Annotated in this window: 21 protein-coding genes; 8 read left to right on the top strand and 13 right to left on the bottom strand. The window is 72.4% G+C overall.

Features of this window, described 5'->3' with window-relative positions; genetic code table 11:
* Positions 1-240: 240 nt before the first annotated feature.
* The 3 genes from FHX44_RS28200 to FHX44_RS28190 all read right to left on the bottom strand — a co-directional run bounded on the left by FHX44_RS28200 (position 241) and on the right by FHX44_RS28190 (position 3,503).
* Positions 241-1,407 carry a cupin domain-containing protein gene (locus FHX44_RS28200; RefSeq protein WP_147258562.1) on the bottom strand — a complete coding sequence of 389 codons (1,167 nt, stop codon included), beginning with the start codon at positions 1,405-1,407 and terminating at the stop codon, positions 241-243.
* A gap of 9 nt (positions 1,408-1,416) precedes the next feature.
* Complete coding sequence (locus FHX44_RS28195; protein ID WP_147258561.1) at positions 1,417-2,415, bottom strand: nuclear transport factor 2 family protein; 999 nt, start codon at positions 2,413-2,415, stop codon at positions 1,417-1,419.
* 92 nt (positions 2,416-2,507) lie between these two features.
* On the bottom strand, positions 2,508-3,503 hold the full coding sequence (locus FHX44_RS28190) for a LacI family DNA-binding transcriptional regulator (protein WP_147258560.1): 996 nt from the start codon (positions 3,501-3,503) through the stop codon (positions 2,508-2,510).
* Between the two features lie 129 nt (positions 3,504-3,632).
* Here FHX44_RS28190 and hisD (FHX44_RS28185) point away from each other — a divergent pair, with 129 nt between their 5' ends.
* From hisD (FHX44_RS28185) to FHX44_RS28175, 3 genes are read left to right on the top strand one after another with little or no spacing between them, the layout of a single operon-like run.
* A complete protein-coding gene (gene hisD, locus FHX44_RS28185) occupies positions 3,633-4,952 on the top strand; it encodes a histidinol dehydrogenase (RefSeq protein ID WP_147258559.1) in 1,320 nt (439 codons plus the stop codon).
* Positions 4,949-5,698: an SDR family NAD(P)-dependent oxidoreductase gene (locus tag FHX44_RS28180; protein WP_147258558.1), complete on the top strand. Its 750-nt coding sequence runs from the start codon at positions 4,949-4,951 to the stop codon at positions 5,696-5,698. The genes hisD (FHX44_RS28185) and FHX44_RS28180 overlap by 4 nt, the downstream gene beginning before the upstream one ends.
* Entirely contained in the window at positions 5,698-6,429 is a 732-nt protein-coding gene (locus FHX44_RS28175; RefSeq protein WP_212612681.1) for an HpcH/HpaI aldolase family protein, read from the top strand. Before FHX44_RS28180 ends, FHX44_RS28175 begins: the two co-directional genes overlap by 1 nt.
* 101 nt (positions 6,430-6,530) lie before the next feature.
* On the opposite strand, the gene FHX44_RS28170 is transcribed toward FHX44_RS28175, so the two are convergent.
* The 3 genes from FHX44_RS28170 to FHX44_RS28160 are packed head-to-tail and all read right to left on the bottom strand — an operon-like array spanning position 6,531 to position 8,176.
* Entirely contained in the window at positions 6,531-6,884 is a 354-nt protein-coding gene (locus FHX44_RS28170; RefSeq protein WP_147258556.1) for a VOC family protein, read from the bottom strand.
* A 28-nt stretch (positions 6,885-6,912) separates the two neighbouring features.
* Positions 6,913-7,644 (bottom strand): SDR family NAD(P)-dependent oxidoreductase, encoded by a 732-nt coding sequence (locus FHX44_RS28165; RefSeq protein ID WP_147258555.1) that lies wholly within the window; start codon positions 7,642-7,644, stop codon positions 6,913-6,915.
* 1 nt (position 7,645) lies between these two features.
* The gene (locus FHX44_RS28160) at positions 7,646-8,176 is read right to left on the bottom strand and encodes an SRPBCC family protein (protein ID WP_147258554.1); all 531 of its coding nucleotides are present in this window, start codon (positions 8,174-8,176) and stop codon (positions 7,646-7,648) included.
* Positions 8,177-8,234: 58 nt separating this feature from the next.
* Between FHX44_RS28160 and FHX44_RS28155 the strand changes: the two genes are divergently transcribed.
* On the top strand, positions 8,235-8,711 hold the full coding sequence (locus FHX44_RS28155; RefSeq protein WP_147258553.1) for a winged helix-turn-helix transcriptional regulator: 477 nt from the start codon (positions 8,235-8,237) through the stop codon (positions 8,709-8,711).
* Positions 8,712-8,939: 228 nt separating this feature from the next.
* On the top strand, positions 8,940-9,365 hold the full coding sequence (locus FHX44_RS28150) for a TIGR03667 family PPOX class F420-dependent oxidoreductase (RefSeq protein ID WP_170309073.1): 426 nt from the start codon (positions 8,940-8,942) through the stop codon (positions 9,363-9,365).
* Positions 9,366-9,406: 41 nt separating this feature from the next.
* Here the strand turns inward: FHX44_RS28150 and FHX44_RS28145 are convergent, their stop codons facing one another.
* The 7 genes from FHX44_RS28145 to FHX44_RS28115 all read right to left on the bottom strand — a co-directional run bounded on the left by FHX44_RS28145 (position 9,407) and on the right by FHX44_RS28115 (position 16,448).
* On the bottom strand, positions 9,407-10,300 hold the full coding sequence (locus FHX44_RS28145) for a carbohydrate ABC transporter permease (RefSeq protein ID WP_147258551.1): 894 nt from the start codon (positions 10,298-10,300) through the stop codon (positions 9,407-9,409).
* On the bottom strand, positions 10,297-11,166 hold the full coding sequence (locus tag FHX44_RS28140) for a carbohydrate ABC transporter permease (RefSeq protein WP_147258550.1): 870 nt from the start codon (positions 11,164-11,166) through the stop codon (positions 10,297-10,299). The genes FHX44_RS28145 and FHX44_RS28140 overlap by 4 nt, the downstream gene beginning before the upstream one ends.
* Before the next feature lie 24 nt (positions 11,167-11,190).
* Positions 11,191-12,507 (bottom strand): ABC transporter substrate-binding protein, encoded by a 1,317-nt coding sequence (locus FHX44_RS28135; RefSeq protein ID WP_170309072.1) that lies wholly within the window; start codon positions 12,505-12,507, stop codon positions 11,191-11,193.
* Positions 12,508-12,516: 9 nt separating this feature from the next.
* A complete protein-coding gene (gene hisD / locus FHX44_RS28130; protein ID WP_147258548.1) occupies positions 12,517-13,878 on the bottom strand; it encodes a histidinol dehydrogenase in 1,362 nt (453 codons plus the stop codon).
* 49 nt (positions 13,879-13,927) lie between these two features.
* The gene (locus FHX44_RS28125) at positions 13,928-15,070 is read right to left on the bottom strand and encodes a Nif3-like dinuclear metal center hexameric protein (protein WP_147258547.1); all 1,143 of its coding nucleotides are present in this window, start codon (positions 15,068-15,070) and stop codon (positions 13,928-13,930) included.
* A complete protein-coding gene (cobC, locus tag FHX44_RS28120) occupies positions 15,067-16,116 on the bottom strand; it encodes an Rv2231c family histidinol phosphate aminotransferase CobC (protein ID WP_147258546.1) in 1,050 nt (349 codons plus the stop codon). Before cobC ends, FHX44_RS28125 begins: the two co-directional genes overlap by 4 nt.
* Positions 16,117-16,178: 62 nt before the next feature.
* Positions 16,179-16,448 carry a hypothetical protein gene (locus tag FHX44_RS28115; RefSeq protein ID WP_147258545.1) on the bottom strand — a complete coding sequence of 90 codons (270 nt, stop codon included), beginning with the start codon at positions 16,446-16,448 and terminating at the stop codon, positions 16,179-16,181.
* Between the two features lie 104 nt (positions 16,449-16,552).
* On the opposite strand from FHX44_RS28115, the gene FHX44_RS28110 reads away from it, so the two are divergent.
* The 3 genes from FHX44_RS28110 (at position 16,553) to FHX44_RS28100 (ending at position 18,153) form a co-directional block, all read left to right on the top strand.
* Positions 16,553-16,735: a MerR family DNA-binding transcriptional regulator gene (locus FHX44_RS28110; protein WP_246170634.1), complete on the top strand. Its 183-nt coding sequence runs from the start codon at positions 16,553-16,555 to the stop codon at positions 16,733-16,735.
* Positions 16,736-16,831: 96 nt separating this feature from the next.
* Positions 16,832-17,311: a low molecular weight protein-tyrosine-phosphatase gene (locus tag FHX44_RS28105; RefSeq protein ID WP_147258544.1), complete on the top strand. Its 480-nt coding sequence runs from the start codon at positions 16,832-16,834 to the stop codon at positions 17,309-17,311.
* 8 nt (positions 17,312-17,319) lie between these two features.
* Positions 17,320-18,153: a fructosamine kinase family protein gene (locus FHX44_RS28100; RefSeq protein ID WP_147258543.1), complete on the top strand. Its 834-nt coding sequence runs from the start codon at positions 17,320-17,322 to the stop codon at positions 18,151-18,153.
* The last annotated feature ends 44 nt before the right edge of the window (positions 18,154-18,197 follow it).

Below are 18,197 nucleotides of genomic sequence, written 5' to 3'. Positions count from 1 at the left end.
CCGAGCAGCACGGTGCCGCTCCGGGTGGTGCAGCCACGACTGCCCACCCGGATCACACCCCGCAACCGTTCGAGGAGCACATCAAGGCTCCCGCAAGCGCCGCGATGTACTCCTCATACCGATCACACGATGCTGATCGCCCCGAGCCGCACGGTGCTGCTCCGGGTGGTGCGGTGACGTGCTGCTCGGACCTGGGGCCGGGGCATGACCGTCGGGCGCGGACGAGCGGCGTTGTTGCCGTCAGTCGTCCTCCGTGGCGGAGGCCAGCACGGCGGCGGGGGCCAGGTAGCCGTTCGGGTCGAGGACCCGGCCGTTGCGGCGGGCCGCCGCGACGACGTCCGGTGCCCACTCGAGCAGCGTCCGCCCGTCGCCGCCGGTGACGACGAGCAGCTCGCCGGTGCCCGGGTCGGCCGCCCGGCCACCGTCGGTGTGCAGCAGCTCGAAGGATCGCCACGCGCCGGCGGGCACCGACAGCGTGTCGAGCGGGCCGAGCTCGACGGTCTGCTCGTCCGCGCCGGTGTTGAGGCGCACCGCCCAGCGGCCGGCCTTGGCCGTGATGACCTGGGTGGCGTCGTGGCGGTGCCGCAGCACGCCCTCGCCGGGCGTCGCGCGCAACCAGGCCAGCGAGAACCCGTGGGGCTCGTGCAGCCGCGGCACGGCGCGGCGGCTCTCGCTGATCCCGTAGCCGATCACCAGCGACAGCTCGGCACCGCCGCCGGCCAGCCCGGAGCACAGGAACGGCTCGGCGGTCCACTCCCGGTCGGCGGCGGTCGTCACGCGGCCGCGGAACTGCGCCGTGGTGAAGACGTCGAGGCGGTCGATCTCCTCCTGCGGCATCGGCTCGATCAGCTGCGCGCCGGGTGGCACCTGCTGCCCCTGCACCGTGTCGATCAGCTGGTTCTCGGCGGTGAGGTACAGGCCGTGGCCCGCGGCCTCGCGCAGCACCTCGGGGCCCCAGATGATGCCGCCGGTGTCGTCGCGGCCGAGCACGGTGAGCAGGATGCCCTCGTCGTCGCCGACGTTGGTGAAGCCGCGGAAGATCCAGGTGGGCACCGAGATCACGTCGCCGTCGACGCTGCGGTACTCGCCCTGCCGACCGTCCGCGCCCCAGCGCAGCTGGTAGTCGCCGCCGAAGTTGATGAACACCTCGGCGGTGAAGTGCAGGTGCAGGCTGTTGGTGGTGCCGTTCGGCATGCCGGCGGCACCCAGGTTGAACCCGTGCGGCTCGATGAGGTTGACGAACTGGTCGGCGTTCTGCGAGACGCCTGCGCCGATGAAGGAGTAGTTGTCCTTGCGGTCCGAGCCGGGCGTGCGGCAGTCGATGAACGCGGCCTTGCACGGGACCCAGTCGGTGCGGCGGATCGTCCGGCGGGCGACCTCGCCGGGCGGGACCACGGTGTCGGTCATGATCTTCCCTCAGTAGATGTTGGTCTCGGTGAACTCGCCGTCGCCCCGGGTCGCGTTGATCTGCGCGCGCAGCGCGATCTCGTCGTAGACCCGCACCTCGCGGACGATGCGCCCGCGCTGCACGAGGAACTGCGAGACACCCAGCAGGTCGACCGGGGCGTTCGTCAGGGGGCCGAAGTCGGCCGTGCCGTGGTAGGTGCCGTGCATGGTCCACAGCACGGCGATGCGCAGGCCTGCGTAGCGCTCGGCGGAGTTGGTCTGGACGTCGCGCACGGCAAAGCGCCCGTCCGGGAACGGGGCGACGAGCGAGAGCAGGTCGCGCTGGTAGCCGTCGGGACGCACGACCGTGGTGTCGCCGATGGTGTGCAGGAACAGGTCCCGCTCCATGTACTGCGGCACCTTGTGCAGCCGCCGCTGGTTCCACACCTCGTCGAGGAACTCCAGCACCATCTCGCACTCGGGGCGGAAGTCGTCCGGGCGCGGGCCGCTGTCGCCCGCGGTGAGCACGTCGGACGGCGCCGGCTTGGTCATCGAGCCCTCGTAGCCGCGGAAGCGCATGCCGCGCGCCACCTCGTCGGGGTCGAGGCCGCGCTGCAGGCAGTCGGCGAGCTCGTCGCGCACCACCCACTCCTCGACCATGCGGCCGCGGCGGTAGAGGCAGTTGGCGACGGTCCGCTTGCGGATGCGGCGCACGCGCCCGTCGACGATGTTCTCGTCGCTGGAGAACACCAGGTGCGAGGACAGGAAGGCGTCGTCGCCGCGCGCCTCCCACACCACGTCCTCGGCCTGGCCGACGTGCTGCGGGGTGCCCGCGATGCGCATGAGGCTGCCCTCGATCACGCCGTCGCGCCCGACCACCGTGCCGAGCCCGCCGTGGACGATCGAGTCCGGCTCGTAGTTGTCGACGATGTAGGAGATGTCGCGCTGCACCCAGATCCGGTCGGTCACCTCCCGGATGAAGTCGTCCGGGTCCTCGTAGGGCCGGTACGCGACCGGGTCGAGCGGCATGTCCCTTGTCCTCTCCTCGTCGGGCGTCGAGCCGACTGTATGCGTATGCACAGCACGGCACAAGAGGGTGCCGGACCCACCAGAGGGGGAGATCAGGCCCGCGGGGCCGCGATCGTCGCGCGTGCGACGTAGCGCGTGGGGTAGACCGGCTGCGCCTGCGGCGCGTCGGGCTGCTCCACCCGCGCGACGATCAGCCGGGCCGCCTCCCGCGACATCTCGTCGAGGTCGTAGGCCACGGTGCTCAGCCGGATCAGTGCCCAGCGCGACGTGGGGAGGTCGTCGAATCCGGCGATCGAGACGTCGTCGGGCACGCCCACGCCGAGCTCGGCCGCGGCGTTGAGCGCGCCGAGGGCCACCACGTCGTTGCCGCACAGCACGAGCGTGGGCGGGTCGGCTCGGTCGAGCAGCTCCCGCAGGCCCTCGTCGCCGGTGCGGAAGTCGAACGGACCGTGCCGGACGTCGCGGTGCGCGAGCGCGAGCCCGTGCTCGTCGAGCACCGCGCGCACGGTGTTCTCGCGCTGCTCACCGGTGCTGGTGTTGCGCGGGCCGAAGATCGCCCCGATCCGCCGGTGTCCCTTGCCGATCGCGTCCCGCAGGAGCTCGCGGACCCCGTTCTCGGGGTCGACGGTGACCGAGTCAGCCTGCACGCTCTGCGAGGTGCGGTTGAAGTAGACGAACGGCACGCCCCGGTCCCGCAGCCGGACCGGCACGATCGACTCCACGGTGGTGGTCGCGAGGACGACCCCGCACAGCCCGTGGGCGGTGACGTGCTCGGCCACCGGCGCCGACTCCGACGACTCGGTGATCAGCACCAGCTCGTAGCCCAGCCGTTCCAGCTCGTGGTGCATGGGCGCGATGACGTGCGCGTAGAACTGGTTCTCCAGGTCGGTGACGACGAGCCCGACGCGCGTGGACCGGCCCACGGACAGCGCGCGGCCGATCGCGTTGGGGGCGTAGCCGAGCGCGAGGGCCGCCTCGCGCACCCGCTGCTTGGTGGCCTCGGAGACCTTGGGGTCGTCGCGCAGTGCACGGGACACCGTCGGCTGGGACACGCCGGCGAGCCGCGCCACGTCCCGACTGGTGATCATCTTCGACGTCCTCCCCCCGCCCCGGCGCGAGCATAGCGGCGGCCCGAGGCGGCCGGGTGCCGCCTTGACAGCGCAGCCGCCCGCCGGGTTCACTGCCGCGCATACGTATGCTACATCGACGGGAGCAGCATGGCGCGCGAGCTCAAGAAGGCTCTTCCACCCGCCCCCCGCGCGGCCTCCGGCGGCGCGGTCGCCGAGCGGGTCCGCGAGATCATCGCCGACGTCCGGACGCGCGGGGACGCGGCGGTGCGCGAGTACTCCGCGCGGTTCGACGGCTGGGAGCCCGAGTCGTTCCGGCTCGACGCCGACCGGGTGGCCGAGCTCGTCGCCTCGCTGCCGGCCCAGGTCATCGAGGACATCCGGTTCGTGCAGGCGCAGGTCCGCGGCTTCGCGCTGGTCCAGCGCGAGGCGCTGCGGGAGGTCGAGGTCGAGACGCTCCCCGGCGTCGTGCTGGGGCACAGGCACGTGCCGGTCGCCGCCGCGGGCGCCTACGTCCCCGGCGGGCGCTACCCGCTGACCGCCTCGGCGCACATGACGATCGTGACGGCGAAGGCCGCGGGCGTCCCCCGCGTCGTGGCCTGCACGCCGCCGATCCGCGGCGAGATCCCCGCCGCCACGGTGGCCGCGATGCACCTCGCGGGCGCGGACGAGATCCACCTGCTCGGCGGCGTGCAGGCCGTCGCGGCGATGGCGATCGGCACCGAGTCGGTGGCGGCGGTGGACCTCATCGCGGGCCCGGGCAACGCCTACGTCGCCGAGGCGAAGCGGCAGCTGTTCGGCGAGGTCGGCATCGACCTGTTCGCCGGGCCCACCGAGATCCTCGTCGTCGCCGACGGGACGGCCGATCCGTTCACCGTCGCCGTCGACCTGCTGTCGCAGGCCGAGCACGGGCCGGACTCCCCCGCGGTGCTCGTCACGACCTCCGAGGCGCTCGCGCGCGAGGTCCTCGACCTGGTCGAGCGGCTGCTGCCCGGCCTGCCGACCAACGACATGGCCGGTCCGGCGTGGCGCGACCACGGCCGGGTCGTCGTGTGCGACGACGCCGACGAGATGTGGCGCGTGGCCGACTCGTTCGCCTCCGAGCACGTCGAGGTGCTCACCGCGCAGCCGCGGGAGGCATTGGAGCGGATGCGGAACTACGGCGCGCTCTTCCTCGGCGAGGGCACCTGCGTCTCCTACGGCGACAAGGTCATCGGCACCAACCACGTCCTGCCGACGCTCGGTGCCGCCCGCTACACCGGCGGACTCTGGGTCGGGAAGTACCTCAAGACCGTCACCTACCAGGAGGTGCGCGACCCGGCGCAGAGCGCGGAGCTCGGCCGCGTGTGCGGGCGCGCCTCGCGGGTGGAGCTGTTCGAGGGGCACGCCCGCTCCGGCGACCTGCGCGCGTACAAGTACGGCGGCGACCGCTTCGACTGGATCGACGACGTCGTCGGGGCGCAGGCGTGAGCCTGTCGGGACGCACGGCGCTCGTCACCGGCGGCGGTTCCGGGCTCGGCGCCGCGATCGCCGCGCACCTCACGGCGGCCGGGGCCCGGGTCGTCGTGACCGGGCGGCGCGCGGAACCGCTGCGGGAGGTGGCCGGGCGGCTCGGCGCCCGGGCCGAGGTGTGCGACGTCGCCGACCCGGCCGCCGTCGACGCGCTCGCCGCGCGGCTCGCCGACGAGGAGGTCTCGATCCTGGTCAACAACGCCGGCGTCGCCGGGCCGGTCGCCCCGCTCACCGAGATCACCCCCGACGAGTGGGACGAGGTGTTCGCCGTGAACGTCCGCGGCACCTACCTCGTGTGCCGGGCGTTCCTGCCGCCGATGGTGGCGCGCGGGGACGGCGACGTGATCAACCTGGCGTCGGTGTCCGGCAAGCGCCCGCTGGCCCGCCGCACGCCCTACTGCGCGTCCAAGATGGCGGTGCTCGGGCTGACCTCCACGCTCGCGTTCGAGGTCGGACCGGCCGGCGTGCGGGTCAACGCGCTGTCCCCCGGCCCCGTCGAGGGCGACCGGATGGACCGCAACTTCCGGCTGGAAGCCGAGCGCACCGCCACGTCAGTCGACGAGGCGCGCGCGGCGTTCGTCGGGCGGGCTGCCCTCGGCCGGATGATCACCGCGGACGAGGTGGGCGCCGCGATCGTCGCGATGCTCGCGATGCCCGGGATGTCGGGCGCGGACGTGGACCTCTCGGCCGGGATGGTGGCGTGATGGCACCCCTCCGGTCCCGGTTGCGGGCGGGTGAGCGGGTCGCCGGCGGGCTCGTGCGGATGCCGTGCGAGGAGCTCGTGGAGATGATCGCGGTCGCCGGGCTGGACTTCGTGCTGGTCGACTGCGAGCACGGGCCCGCCGACGTGGTCGAGCTGCGCCGGCACATCGCGTTCGCCGACGCGCACGCCCTGCCGGTGCTCGTCCGGATCGGCGAGGGCGAGCACCACCTCGCCCAGCGCGCCCTCGACCAGGGCGCGCAGGGCATCGTCGCGCCGCACGTCGAGTCCGCCGCCGACGCCGCGGAGCTCGTCCGTGCGGTGCGCTACCCGCCGCACGGCGCCCGGGGCTTCGCCACCTACCCCCGCGCCGGGCGGTTCGGCACCGTCCCGGCCGCCGAGCACCGCACCGCGGCCGCGGAGTCGACGCTCGTGATCGCGATGCTCGAGTCGCCCGGCGCGATCCGGGACGCCGGCGAGATCGTCGCCGTCGACGGGATCGACGGCTGGCTGGTCGGTGTCGCCGACCTCGCCGCCGCCCGGGGCCCGGACGCCCCCTCCGTGGAGGAGCTGCTGGCCGCGGTCCACCGCGACCCGGCCGTCGCGAGCGCGATCCGGGCCGACCTGGCGACGAGCGCGGCCGCGGCGGAGGCGTCCTTCGCCGACGGCGCACAGCTGGTGGTGCACAACGTCACGCACGTCCTGATGGAGGCCCTCCGAACGCTGCGCGCCTGAGCCGGGGACGGCACGCCCCGAAGTTCAGGAAAGCCACATTGCTGTACTCCAGGTTCTGCAATGTGGCTTTCCTGAACCGACGCCGGGGCCCCGGTCACCTCTCATGAGCCCCGCGTGAACTGGATGATCTGGAGGTAGTTGCCGTCGGGGTCCTCGAACGTCCCGAAGCGGCCGGAGGGCCGGTCCGCGACGGGGACGAGCCAGTCCACGCCGGCCGCCCGCAGCTGCGCCTCGACGGCGTCGAAGTCGTCGACGTGGAAGTTGAGGATCATCCGGCCCGGCTCGTTGTTCTTCGCGTCGACGTCGTCACGCTGATCGATGACCAGCAGGAAGCCGCCGAAGTCGATCGGGCCGTCGCCCTCGTGTCCCGGCGCGAGGGCCTTGCGGTACCAGTCGCGCAGTACGGCAGGCCGGGTGGTTCCCAAGACGATGCTGCCGGGCTTCGGTGTGATCATCGGAGATCTCCTTGTCGTTCCTGATGGTTCATGCCGAGGACTCGGCCGCGGCTGCCGCGAGGGCGGCGTACTCGCGTTCCAACACCGTCGCCGGACCGTGCCGCCACGCGGCGGCCATGGCCTGCGACATGGAGTCGGGGAAGATGTCGTCCTCCTCGTTCTCCACACCGTCGAAGACGGCTCGCGCCACCGATTCCGGCGAGGCCTTCGGGGCGTCGAAATCACGGGACATGTCGGTGTCGGTCGGACCGGTGAGGACGGCGTGCACCCGCACGCCCCGATCGGCGAGGAGCGCCCGCTGTGACAGCGTCAGCGAGAGCGCGGCCGCTTTCGAGATCGAGTAGGCCGGGATGATCGGCAGCGGGGCGACCGCCGCCACGGCCAGGTTGTTGACGACGGCGCCGCCCGTGCGGGTCAGCAGGGGCAGGAAGGCCTGTGTGACGCCGTGGACGCCGAAGAGGTTGACGGCGAGCTGGCGTTCGAGTACGGCGCGGTCGCTGAGATCGTCGTAGAGCGCGACGCCCGCGTTGTTGACGAGGATGTCGAGCGCGGGGACCTGCCGGGCGGCCTGCTGCGTCTGCGCCGGGTCGGTCACGTCGAACTGCAGGACCGTGACCCGGTGGTCCGGATGGGCGAAGGATCCGCGCGTGCCGGCGTACACCCGCTGCGCGCCCCTGCGCAGGGCTTCCTCCAGCAGCGCCCGCCCGATACCGCGGTTGGCACCGGTGATCATGACGGAGCTGCCGGCGACTGCGGTCATCTCAGGCGCCTGCGAGGCCGCTGCGCCGGGCCCGCGCGCCGGTGGCGGCGTCCTGGTGGGACGGCGCGTTCCCGTCCTCCCGCGGGTTGGGCTGCCCCACCCCGGTGTTGATCAGGTTCCGCAGGCTGCCGCTGATGTAGCCGGCCCACGCGTTGGAGCACACGTCGTAGCAGTCGTACTGCTGCACCAGTCCCACGTGGGTGAAGCGGACCTCTGCGCCGCCGCCGGTCTCGGAGATCTCGAAGACGACCTCGGTGTCCTTCCACTCGGACTGGTCGTCGATGAAGTTGAAGTAGTTGTCGAGGACGCGCCATGCGACCTTCCGGCCGGGCACGAGTTCCGTGACACGGACGCGACAGCGGTGCACGTCCTTGTAGTGGTAGTCGAACTCGCCTCCGACCTGGTCGGCCACGCCCTCGACCTCTTCCGACCACCAGCCGCGGACGTCGGTGATGGCGTCGAACGCCTCCTGAGGGGTCCGGTCCACCGCGAAGGTGGTGGTGTAGCTCTGCTCCTGGGTCGCTTGTGTCATGAAAGTGACCGTAGAGCAGACCACTGGCATGATGCAAGTAGGCGGGTACGATGGGGACATGCTCGGGAAGACGTACGACTCGCAGATCTGCTCGATCGCGCGCTCCCTCGAGGTGGTCGGCGAGCGCTGGAGCCTGCTGATCGTGCGCGACGCCGTGTTCGGGGGCGCGACCCGATTCGGCGACTTCCAGCGCCGTCTCGGGATCGCGACCAACATCCTCACGAACCGCCTCGAGGGCTTCGTCGAGGCCGGGATCATGCGCCGCCACCAGTACTCCGAGCAGCCCGAGCTGTACGAGTACCTGCTGACCGAGAAGGGGCAGGCGCTCGCGCCCGCGCTGGTCGCGCTCTCCGAATGGGGCGACCGGTGGGCGACCGACGGGGAACCGCCGATCCTCTACACGCACGCGACGTGCGGGGCGGGCGTCACCCAGCAGACGATGTGCTCACATTGCGGTTGCGTTGAGGACCCGACCGAGATCCGGGCCGTGATCGGGCCGGGCATGCCTCCCGAACGCCTGCCGCAGGAGGCGTGACCCTCCCTCCGCCGCCGGCCCTCCAGCGTGATGCAAGAACCGGCACCCGTGGAGGGGCCTGAAGTTCAGGAAAGCCACATTCAGGGCCTTGCGGTTCCTGAATGTGGCTTTCCTGAACCTGCCGGGATCTACGAGGAGAGCATGCGCGGGTGGGCCGACCAGCGCGGCGAGCGTCCGGCCCTGCTCGGTCACGGGTCTTGGCCTACCGCTCGGGTAGCCTCCTCCACCGTGGAACTCACGTCGCACCTGCCACCGAGTGACCGCGAACGAGTCGAGGCCCGACTGCGGCAGAACCTCATGGCCTGGCTGACGACCGTTCGGCCGGACGGCCAGCCCATCAGTGTCCCCGTCTGGTTCCTGATGCGCGACGACGCGTCGATACTGATCTACAGTCAGCCGGGTAAGCAGAAGCTGCACAACATCGCCGCCAATTCCAGGGTGAGCTTGGGGCTCGACGTCACCGATATCGGCCGGAACATCGTGCGCATGGAAGGCATCGCGAGGGTGGTCGACAACGAGCCGGCCGCCGACCGACACCCAGGATACTTGGCCAAGTACACCGAGCGAATCGCTGCACTGTTCGGCACCCCCGAACGATTCGCCGAACTCTTCTCGACCGCCGTCGTCGTCACACCGACGAAGCTGCACATCTGACCGTGCTGTGGCCGGCGATCGTTCGTGGCCACGCCGTCGCGTCACCCCTTGACCGATCCCGCGTTCAGCCCGGCCACCAGGTACCGCTGCGCGATGAACGCGAACGCGACCACCGGCAGCGTCAGCAGCATCGCCGCCGCCCCGGCCTGCTGCAGCATCGGCAGCGTCTGGCCGAGCTGGGTGGCGATGAACACCGGCACGGTGCGGGCGGAGACGTCGGTGAGGATGTTCGCGGTGAGGTACTCCTGGAACGCGAACAGGAAGATGAAGATCCCGGCCGTCAGGATGCCCGGCCCCATCAGCGGGATCATCACGCGGCGCAGGATGCCGAACCGGCTGCAGCCGTCGATCATCGCCGCCTCGTCGAGCTCCTTGGGGATCTCGGCGAAGAAGTTGCGCAGCAGCCAGATGCTGAACGGCTGGTTGATCGCGACGAGCGCGGCGGCCACCGCGAACGTGGTGTCGTAGATGCCGAGCGACCGGGAGATGTCGTACATCGGCAGCACCACCGAGAACCGCGGCAGCGCCCGGAACACCAGCGCGGCGATCAGCAGCACCGCGCTGATCCAGCCCGGGAACCGCGAGAGCGCGTACGCCGCGGGCAGCCCGATCACCAGCGCCGCGACCGTGCTGAGCAGCGCCACGATCAGCGTGTTGATCAGGTACTGGTAGAAGAGCGTGGTCTGCCAGAGATCGACGAACGCGGTGAGCGTCGGCTCGTAGAAGAACACCGGCGGGTCGAGGAACGCCACGTCGGTGGGCTTCGTGACCGTCATCGCGGTCCACAGCACCGGGCTGAGCATCGCCCAGCACACGAGCACGAGGATCCCGCCGACGAGGTACGTCGAGCCCTTCCGGCGGCGCTTCGGTCGAGGCGGCGCGGTTGCAGGCGGCGCCACCGCGGCAGGCGCGGCCTTCTCCTGCACGACACTCATGCCTGCCTGGCCTCCTTCGCGATGCCCCGGATGAAGGGGAAGAGCATGAGCACGATCAGCAGGATCAGCAGCACGTTCACCGCGCTGCCGAGCCCGAGCTGCTGGCCGCCGTCCTGGAACGCCACGTTGAAGATGTAGAGCATGATCGACTCGTTGCCGAGCTGGACGGCCTGCGGCGACAGCGCGACGAGCTGGTCGAACGTCCGCAGGATGTCCATGATCGAGATGATCGCGACGAAACCCAGCACGCCGCGGATGCTCGGGATGATCACGCTCCAGTGCGTGCGGACCGCGGAGGCACCGTCGATGCGCGCCGCCTCGAGCAGCTCGCCGGGCACGCCCTGCAGCCCCGCGATGATCACGAGCATCGCGAACGGCAGCATGAACCAGATCGTGTTGAGCGCGACGATGACCCGGTTCGGCCACGGGTCGGTGAACCAGAGCACGTCCTGGCCGGTGACGAGCGTGACCAGGTGGTTGACCACGCCGCCGAAGTTCGCGTCGAAGAGCCAGGAGAACATCGCGCCGCCCACCACGTGCGGGATCACGTAGGAGATCAGCAGGATGCCCAGCACCCACGGCTTGGACCGGCCGAGGCCGTTCACCATCACCGCGAGCAGGTAGCCGCCCACGATCAGGGCCGCGGTGACGGCCAGTGTGAGCCCGACGGTGAACAGCACCGCCTGCCCGAGCCGCGGGTCGCTCAGCGCGGCGCCGTAGTTGGCGAGGCCGACGAACGTGCCGGCCTCGCCGTAGTTCACGCGCTCGAGGCTCCACTCGAGCGTCCGGTGGAGCGGCAGCACGAGCAGGCCGCCCATGACGAGCACGCTCGGGGTCACGAGCGCCAGGAACTCCCGCCGCCGCATGACGTCACCTCCCCTGTCGGCCGGTCACGGCTGGTACTCGGCCAGGATCTCGGTGGCGATCTCCTGCATCCGCGCGGTGCCCTCCGCCACCGGCACGGCGCCGGTGATCACGTCGGCCACCACGGACCGGGTGTCGTTGCCGATCCGGGCGGTCCAGGGGTACGGCTCCGCGGGCGGGGCCTTGCCGATCGACTGCTGGGCCGCTGCGGCGTACGGGCTGCTCTCCGGCGTCACGATGCCCTCGCGGGCGGGGAACGCGGCCGGCACCGAGGCGCGCGAGGCGTCGACGCTCACCGCCGAGGCGATCATCTCGAACAGCAGCGCCTTGTCCACCTTCGTGTTGGTCGGGATCGACCAGCCGTCCACCGAGAGCACGTTGTAGAGGGTGTCACCGCCCGCGACCGACGGCGGCGGCGCGAACGCGAACTGGGTCGCGAACCGGCTGTTGGTCGGCTGGGACAGGTCGTTCATCCGGCCCGAGAACATGATCGCGATGGCGGCCGAGCCGTTGTACATCTGCTGCTGCACCCGCGGCTGGTCGAACGTGGTGACCTCCGGATCCATGAACGGCAGCAGGGAACGCAGCTCCTCGAACGCCTTCGCCGCCTCCGGCCGGTCGAAGTTGGGGCGCATGGCGGTGGCATCGACGTAGTCGACGCCGAGCGAGCCGAGCGCCGCGTCGTAGGCCGTGGAGATGTCGGCGCTCGCGAGCAGGGGCAGCGCGACCGGGTACTCGATCTCGCCGGCCTGCTGGATCTTCGCGGCCACGTCGCGCAGCTCGGCGAAGGTGGTGGGCGGCGCCACGCCGAGGGCGTCGAGGACGTCCTTGCGGTAGGCCATCACGTACATCTGCGCCTGCATCGGCAGCCCGTAGAGCTTGCCGTCGTAGGACAGTGCCTTGCGCATGTCGGCGTTGATGTCGCTGAGCGCGTACTCCTGGTCGAACTCCGCCACGAGGTCGTCGAGCGGCTGCAGCTTCTGCTGCGAGGCGTACTGCGGCACGACGTAGGAGTAGGTCTCGACGATGTCGTAGGTGCCGGAGTCGCCTGCGAGCGTGGCGGTGGTCTTCTGCACCTGCCCGCCGAAGTCGATCGGCTCGTGGTTGAGGGTGACGCCGCTCTTGGTGCAGCTCTTGACCATCGTGTTGGTGAAGGGGTCGATGGCCGAGGAGTTGTAGGCCAGCACGTTGACCGTGACGGGCTGCGGCGGCGCGGGGATGTCGCACGCGACCTGGGTGGCGGACTGGGCGGCGGTGCGCGAGCCGGCTCCGCAGGCCGTCACGGCGAGCGCGACGGCCAGCGCGACGGCGGTGGCGCGCAGCACGGTGGTGGGGTTGGGCATCATCGGCTCCTACCGGGCCAGTTGTTCATACGCATGCATTGAACTGGAATCGTCCGCGCCGATCATGTCGAGGCGGATCTGCGCGCTGTCGCGGTGACCGACGAGCGCTTCGAAGTCGGAGACGGCCACGGTGGGCTCGGCCTGGGTCCGCGTGGCCTCGCGGGTGGCCCGCTGGTAGGTCAACTGCTTGAGGAACCCGGCCACCGAGAGCCCACCGGTGAACTTGGCCCCGCGGGCGGTGGGGAGCACGTGGTTGGTGCCCGACATGCCCTTGTCCGCGTACACCACCGTCGACCAGGTACCGAGGAACAGCGACCCGTAGTTGTGCAGGGCGCCGAGCCACCAGTCCAGGTCCTCGGCCAGCACCTCGAGGTGTTCGGGTGCGAGCAGGTCCATGGCAGCGGCCGCGGTCTCCCGGTCGGCGGCCAGGTAGACCGAGCCGTGGTCGCGCCACGCCGCACCGGCGATCTCGCGGGTCGCGAGGCCCGCGAGCTGCCGATCGACCTCCACGGGAACCTCGGCGGCCAGCCGCTCCGACGTCGTGATCAGGCACGCGGGCGACGTGGGCCCGTGCTCGGCCTGTGCCAGCAGGTCGGCGGCCACGACCGCGGCGTCGGCCGTGTCGTCGGCGAGCACCGCGACCTCCGACGGGCCTGCCAGCACGTCGATCCCCACCCGCCCGTAGAGCTGCCGCTTCGCCTCGGCGACGTAGGCGTTCCCGGCCCCCACCAGCATGTCCGCCGGCTCCCCGTCGAGCAGGCCGAAGGCCATCGCGGCCAGCGCCTGCACACCGCCGACGGCGTAGACCGCCTCGGCGCCGCTCACCAGCGCCGCGTACAGCACGGCCGGGTGCGGGCGCCCGTTCAACGACGGCGGCGTGCACGTCACGACGTTCGGCACACCCGCGACCCGGGCCACGCCGACCGTCATGAAGGCGCTCGCGAGCAGCGGGAACCGCCCGGCGGGCAGGTACGCGCCGACGTTCTGCACCGGCACGAACCGCTGCCCGCACACGACGCCCGGCACGACCTCGTCCTCGAAGTCCTGCAGGCGGGCCCGCTGCATGGCGGCGAACCGCTTGGTGCGCTCGGCGCCGGTGTCGAGTGCGGCACGCACCGGGGCGGGCACCTGGTCGGCCGCGCGCGCCAGCTCGGCCTCTGGGACCCGCAGGTCGGTGCCGGTGAACCCGTCGAGGCGTGCCGCGTAGTCGAGGACCGCCGGCATGCCCTCGCGCTCGATGCGCGCGAGCATCTCCGACACCGTCGCGACGACCGCCGGATCGCGCTCGGCGGGCCGGTCCGGACCCGCCGGCTCCTTCACGACGCGAATGCGATCGGCGACCCTGCGCTTGTCCCGGTCCGTGAGGTGCATACGCATACACTAGGGATCGCCGGAAGCCGAGGCAAGGGCGGGGGTGGCCTCAGCCTGCGGCGCCGACGCTCCACGGGTCGGTGCGGCGGGTGGACACCGCGACCTCCACGCGGTCGCCCAGCGCCCGGCGCACGACGTCGGCGGCCTGCGCGCACCACGGCCACTCCGACGCCCAGTGCGCCACGTCCACGAGCGCGGGTGTCGGGCGACCGACCGTCCCGGCGAGCAGGTGCTCGGACGCCGGGTGGTGGCGCAGGTCCGCGGTGACGTAGGCGTCGACGCCCGTGGCCGTGGCCGCCCCGAGCGCGGAGTCGCCCGCGCCGCCGCAGACCGCGACCGACCGGATCGGCCGATCGGGGTCACCGGCCGCACGCACGCCCCACGCCGTCTCCGGCAGCGCCGCACGCACCCGCGCGGCGAACGTCGACAGCGGCTCCGGCCCGGGCAACGTCCCGACCCGGCCGAGCCCGCGCGACGTCGCCAGCTCGGCGAGCTCGAACACGTCGAATGCCGGCTCCTCGTAGGGATGCGTGGCCCGCAGCGCGGCGACGACCGCCTCCCGGCGCGCGCGGGGCAGCACCATCTCCAGCTTCGTCTCGGCCACCCGCTCCAGCTTCCCGACGGCCCCGATCGTCGGGTTCGCGCCTTCGAGGGGCTTGAACTGGCCGGTACCCGCAGTCGCGAACGAGCAGTGGCTGTAGTCGCCGATCCGGCCGGCGCCCGCCGCTGACATCGCCTCGTGCACCGCGGTGATGACGGGCCCCGTCGGGATGAACGTCACGATCTTGTCCAGCGGCTCGGCCAGCGCGCTGACCAGCGGGCCGCCGACCTCCAGCCCGATGGCGGCGGCGAGCGCGTCGGACACACCGGGGTCGGCCGAGTCGGCGTTCGTGTGTGCGGTGAAGAGCGCGGTGCCGCCGCGGATGAGCCGGTGCAGCAAGGCACCCTTGGGTGTGTCGGCGCCGACCCCGTGCACGCCGCGCAGGAGCAGCGGGTGGTGGGTGACGAGCAGCTGGTGACGCCCGATCGCCTCGTCGACGGTCTCCGGCACGGGGTCCACCGCGAACAGCACGGACGAGACCTCCTCCGCCGGGTCGCCGCAGACGAGCCCGACCGCGTCCCACTCGGCGGCGAGGGCGGGCGGGTAGGCGGCCTCCAGCGCGGCGACGACGTCGCCGACGGTCGCGGTCACGCCGCCACCGCCGCGAGCGTCTCGGTCAGCGCCGTGACCAGCCGCGTGACCTGCGCCGCGGGGCGCACGGCGACCCGGATGTGATCGGGTCCGAGGCCGGGGAAGGTGTCGCCGCGGCGTACCGCGATCCCGGCCGCGCGCAGCGCCGTGCGCACCCGCTCGCCCTGGCCTTCGGGCAGCCGGAGGAGCAGGTACGGGGCGGTGCCGGGCAGCACCGTGACGCCGGGGAGCTCCGCCAGCCGCTCCGCCTGCTCGGCCCGCGCCGCGGCGATCCGCTCCGCGGCCTTGCGGGACTCCCCCACCGCCGCGGGCATCGAACACCCGATCACGGCCTCGAGCGCGAGCGTGGACACCGGCCACGGCGGGCGCGGGGCGGCCAGCCGGGCGAGCAGCTCGGGATCGCCGAGCGCGTATCCGGCGCGCAGGCCGGCGAGGGCCCACGTCTTGGTGAGGCTGCGGAACACCAGGAGCCCCGGCACGTCGGCGGCACCCGCGAGGGACTCCGGCTCACCCGGCACCGCGTCGGCGAACGCCTCGTCCACGAGCAGCACGCGGTCCGGTGCGGCGAGCGCGCGGACGTCCGCGGCCGGGTGCAGCACCCCGGTGGGGTTGGTCGGGTTGCCGATCACCACGAGGTCGGCATCGGCCGGCACGGCCTCGGGGTGCAGACGGTGGCCGTCGGCCTCGTCAGTGAGCACGTGGACGACCTCGACCCCGGCGGCCCGCAACGCCGCCTCAGGCTCGGTGAACCCCGGGTGCACGACGGCGGCCAGCCGCGGCCGCAGCGCCGGGAGCAGCGCGAACCCCTCGGCGCTCCCCGCGAGCACGAGCACTTCCTCCGGCCGGCGCGAGTGCCGCGCCGCCACGGCCTCGCGTGCCTGCAGGTCGTGGGCGGCGGACGGGTAGCGACCGATCCCGTCGAGAGCGACAACGAGCCGATCCCGCAACCACGGCGGCGGCCCGCTCCCCTGGACGTTGACGGCGAAGTCCAGCAATCCGGGCCCGGCATCGACGTCCCCGTGATGCCGCAAGGACGCAAGATCCATGGCCGAAGCGTACGGCGGACCGCGAACGGCAGTCGCGGGACTTCACAGACCCAGGGCGGGCTTCACACAGGGCCGGCCTTGTGTGAAGCCGGTCCCGGGTGTGTGAAGTCGCGGTGGGACCAGGTGCGGGCCGCCACCTCCTGCGCCGCCCGCGCCAGCGCCGCCGGGCCGCACGGCCAGCGCTCACCCGGGGTGCCGCGGCCGGGGAGCGTGCAGCGGACGCAGCGGCCGCGGCCGTCGTCGCGGTGCTCGGCGATCAGGCGGCTGGCGAGCTCGGGCATCTGCGCCAGCTGTGCGGCGAGACGCATCCAGCCGCTCGGGTCCTCAACCATGTGCGCATCATCGCGCCAAACTCACACAACTCGCAATACTGTTAGATCCCCCGCATCTCACACAGATAGCGGCAGCTCGCACAACACGCAACTACCGTCGCCCCGTGCCCACGTTGACCACGGGGGAGCTGGCCCGTGAGCTGGGCGTCTCCCACAGCGCGATCCTGAAGTGGGCGAAGGACGGCCTGATCACTCCGGAGCTGACCACTCCCGGTGGACATCACCGATGGGACGCGGAGAAGGTCCGCCAGCAACTTCGGGAGCAGCGCCAGCGCGGCGACTCGTGACGCCGAGGCTCGTCAGTACCACCGTCGCGGCCCCGAGAGCTGGGCTTCGGGACAGGCGGCAGCGCGAGCCGGAGTGAGGCGCGCGAGACTGGCGGCGTGTCGTCTGAGGCAAAGACCTTGCACGTCGTGTTCGTCTGCACCGGCAACATCTGCCGGTCGCCGATCGCGGAGAAGGTGTTCGTCCACGAACTGGAGCAGGCGGGGCTGGCCGATGCCGTGCACGTGTCCAGCGCGGGCACCGGCAACTGGCACGTCGGGTCGCCCGCCGACGAGCGGGCGGCGGCCGTGCTGCTGGCGGCGGGCTACCAGGCCGAGCACATCGCGCGGCAGGTGGACGCGGAGCAGCTCGGCGCGGACCTGATCGTCGCGCTCGACCGCTCGCACGAGCGGGCGCTGCGGACGCTGGTTCCCGAGCCGGACCGGGTGCGGCTGCTGCGCTCGTTCGACCCGGACGCTCCGCCCGGAGCCGAGGTGCCCGACCCGTACTACGGCGACGACGGCGGCTTCACCACCGTGCTGGGCATGATCAAGGCCGCGATGCCGGGGATGGTCGAGTGGGTGCGGGAGAACCGCTGAGCGACGCGATGGCGAGCACGGTCCTGGGCGCCGAGGTCCGTGACCGCGTGCCGCTCGGGGGTGGCGCGGCGCGAGTCCGGCTCGCCGACGGGCGGACCGTCGTCGTGAAGGACGGAGACGAAGCGGCGATCGCGGCCGAAGCGGCCGGGCTGCGCTGGCTCGGCGCGGCGGGCGGGGCGCGCGTGCCCGCCGTGCTCGACGTGAACGGCGGGCGGTTGGTCACCGAGCTGGTCGCGGGCGGGACCCCCGGCACCCGGGCGGCCGAGGAGCTGGGCCGCGCGTTGGCCCGGACGCACGCGGCCGGGGCACCCGCGTTCGGCGCCGCGCCACCGGGCGGTCCCGCGGACGCCCGCATCGGCGCCGCCCCGATGCGCAACGCGCCCGCCCCGAGTTGGCCGGAGTGGTACGCGACCGACCGGCTCCTGCCCTACCTGCGCACCGCCCGCGACGCCGGCACCCTGACCGGCGACGCGGCGCGGGCGATCGAGGCGGTGGCCGACCGGCTCCCCGAGCTCGCCGGGGCCGCGGAACCACCGGCCCGGCTGCACGGCGACCTGTGGTCGGGCAACGTCCTGTGGTCGCCGGAAGGGGCCGTGCTCATCGACCCGGCCGCCCACGGCGGGCACCGGGAGACCGACCTCGCGATGCTCGCCCTCTTCGGCTGCCCGCACCTGGGCACCGTGCTCGCCGCGTACGACGCGGCCGCGCCGCTGGCCGCAGGCTGGCGCGACCGCGTGCCGCTGCACCAGCTCTTCCCGCTGCTCGTCCACGTGGTGCTGTTCGGCGGCGGCTACGCCGCCCAGGCGCTCTCCGCAGCTCGAGCAGCGCTCCGCGCAGCCTGACCCGTTCCGACGAACGCTGACCCGTTCCGACGAACGGCGCGTTC

It is taken from the genome of Pseudonocardia hierapolitana (assembly GCF_007994075.1).
GTDB classification, from domain to species: Bacteria; Actinomycetota; Actinomycetes; order Mycobacteriales; family Pseudonocardiaceae; genus Pseudonocardia; species Pseudonocardia hierapolitana.
This window is presented reverse-complemented; position numbering and strand designations above follow the sequence as displayed.

Bases quoted from the DNA above. Each gene is read 5' to 3' on its own strand.
- FHX44_RS28190 (WP_147258560.1), bottom strand. From the start codon at position 3,503: ATGATCACCAGTCGGGACGTGGCGCGGCTCGCCGGCGTGTCCCAGCCG.
- FHX44_RS28145 (WP_147258551.1), bottom strand. From the start codon at position 10,300: ATGAGTGTCGTGCAGGAGAAGGCCGCGCCTGCCGCGGTGGCGCCGCCT.
- hisD (WP_147258559.1), top strand. From the start codon at position 3,633: ATGGCGCGCGAGCTCAAGAAGGCTCTTCCACCCGCCCCCCGCGCGGCC.
- cobC (WP_147258546.1), bottom strand. From the start codon at position 16,116: ATGGATCTTGCGTCCTTGCGGCATCACGGGGACGTCGATGCCGGGCCC.
- FHX44_RS28160 (WP_147258554.1), bottom strand. From the start codon at position 8,176: ATGACACAAGCGACCCAGGAGCAGAGCTACACCACCACCTTCGCGGTG.
- FHX44_RS28140 (WP_147258550.1), bottom strand. From the start codon at position 11,166: ATGCGGCGGCGGGAGTTCCTGGCGCTCGTGACCCCGAGCGTGCTCGTC.
- FHX44_RS28100 (WP_147258543.1), top strand. From the start codon at position 17,320: ATGGCGAGCACGGTCCTGGGCGCCGAGGTCCGTGACCGCGTGCCGCTC.
- FHX44_RS28155 (WP_147258553.1), top strand. From the start codon at position 8,235: ATGCTCGGGAAGACGTACGACTCGCAGATCTGCTCGATCGCGCGCTCC.
- FHX44_RS28165 (WP_147258555.1), bottom strand. From the start codon at position 7,644: ATGACCGCAGTCGCCGGCAGCTCCGTCATGATCACCGGTGCCAACCGC.
- FHX44_RS28115 (WP_147258545.1), bottom strand. From the start codon at position 16,448: ATGGTTGAGGACCCGAGCGGCTGGATGCGTCTCGCCGCACAGCTGGCG.
- hisD (WP_147258548.1), bottom strand. From the start codon at position 13,878: ATGCACCTCACGGACCGGGACAAGCGCAGGGTCGCCGATCGCATTCGC.
- FHX44_RS28195 (WP_147258561.1), bottom strand. From the start codon at position 2,415: ATGCCGCTCGACCCGGTCGCGTACCGGCCCTACGAGGACCCGGACGAC.
- FHX44_RS28200 (WP_147258562.1), bottom strand. From the start codon at position 1,407: ATGACCGACACCGTGGTCCCGCCCGGCGAGGTCGCCCGCCGGACGATC.
- FHX44_RS28135 (WP_170309072.1), bottom strand. From the start codon at position 12,507: ATGCCCAACCCCACCACCGTGCTGCGCGCCACCGCCGTCGCGCTGGCC.
- FHX44_RS28175 (WP_212612681.1), top strand. From the start codon at position 5,698: ATGGCACCCCTCCGGTCCCGGTTGCGGGCGGGTGAGCGGGTCGCCGGC.
- FHX44_RS28170 (WP_147258556.1), bottom strand. From the start codon at position 6,884: ATGATCACACCGAAGCCCGGCAGCATCGTCTTGGGAACCACCCGGCCT.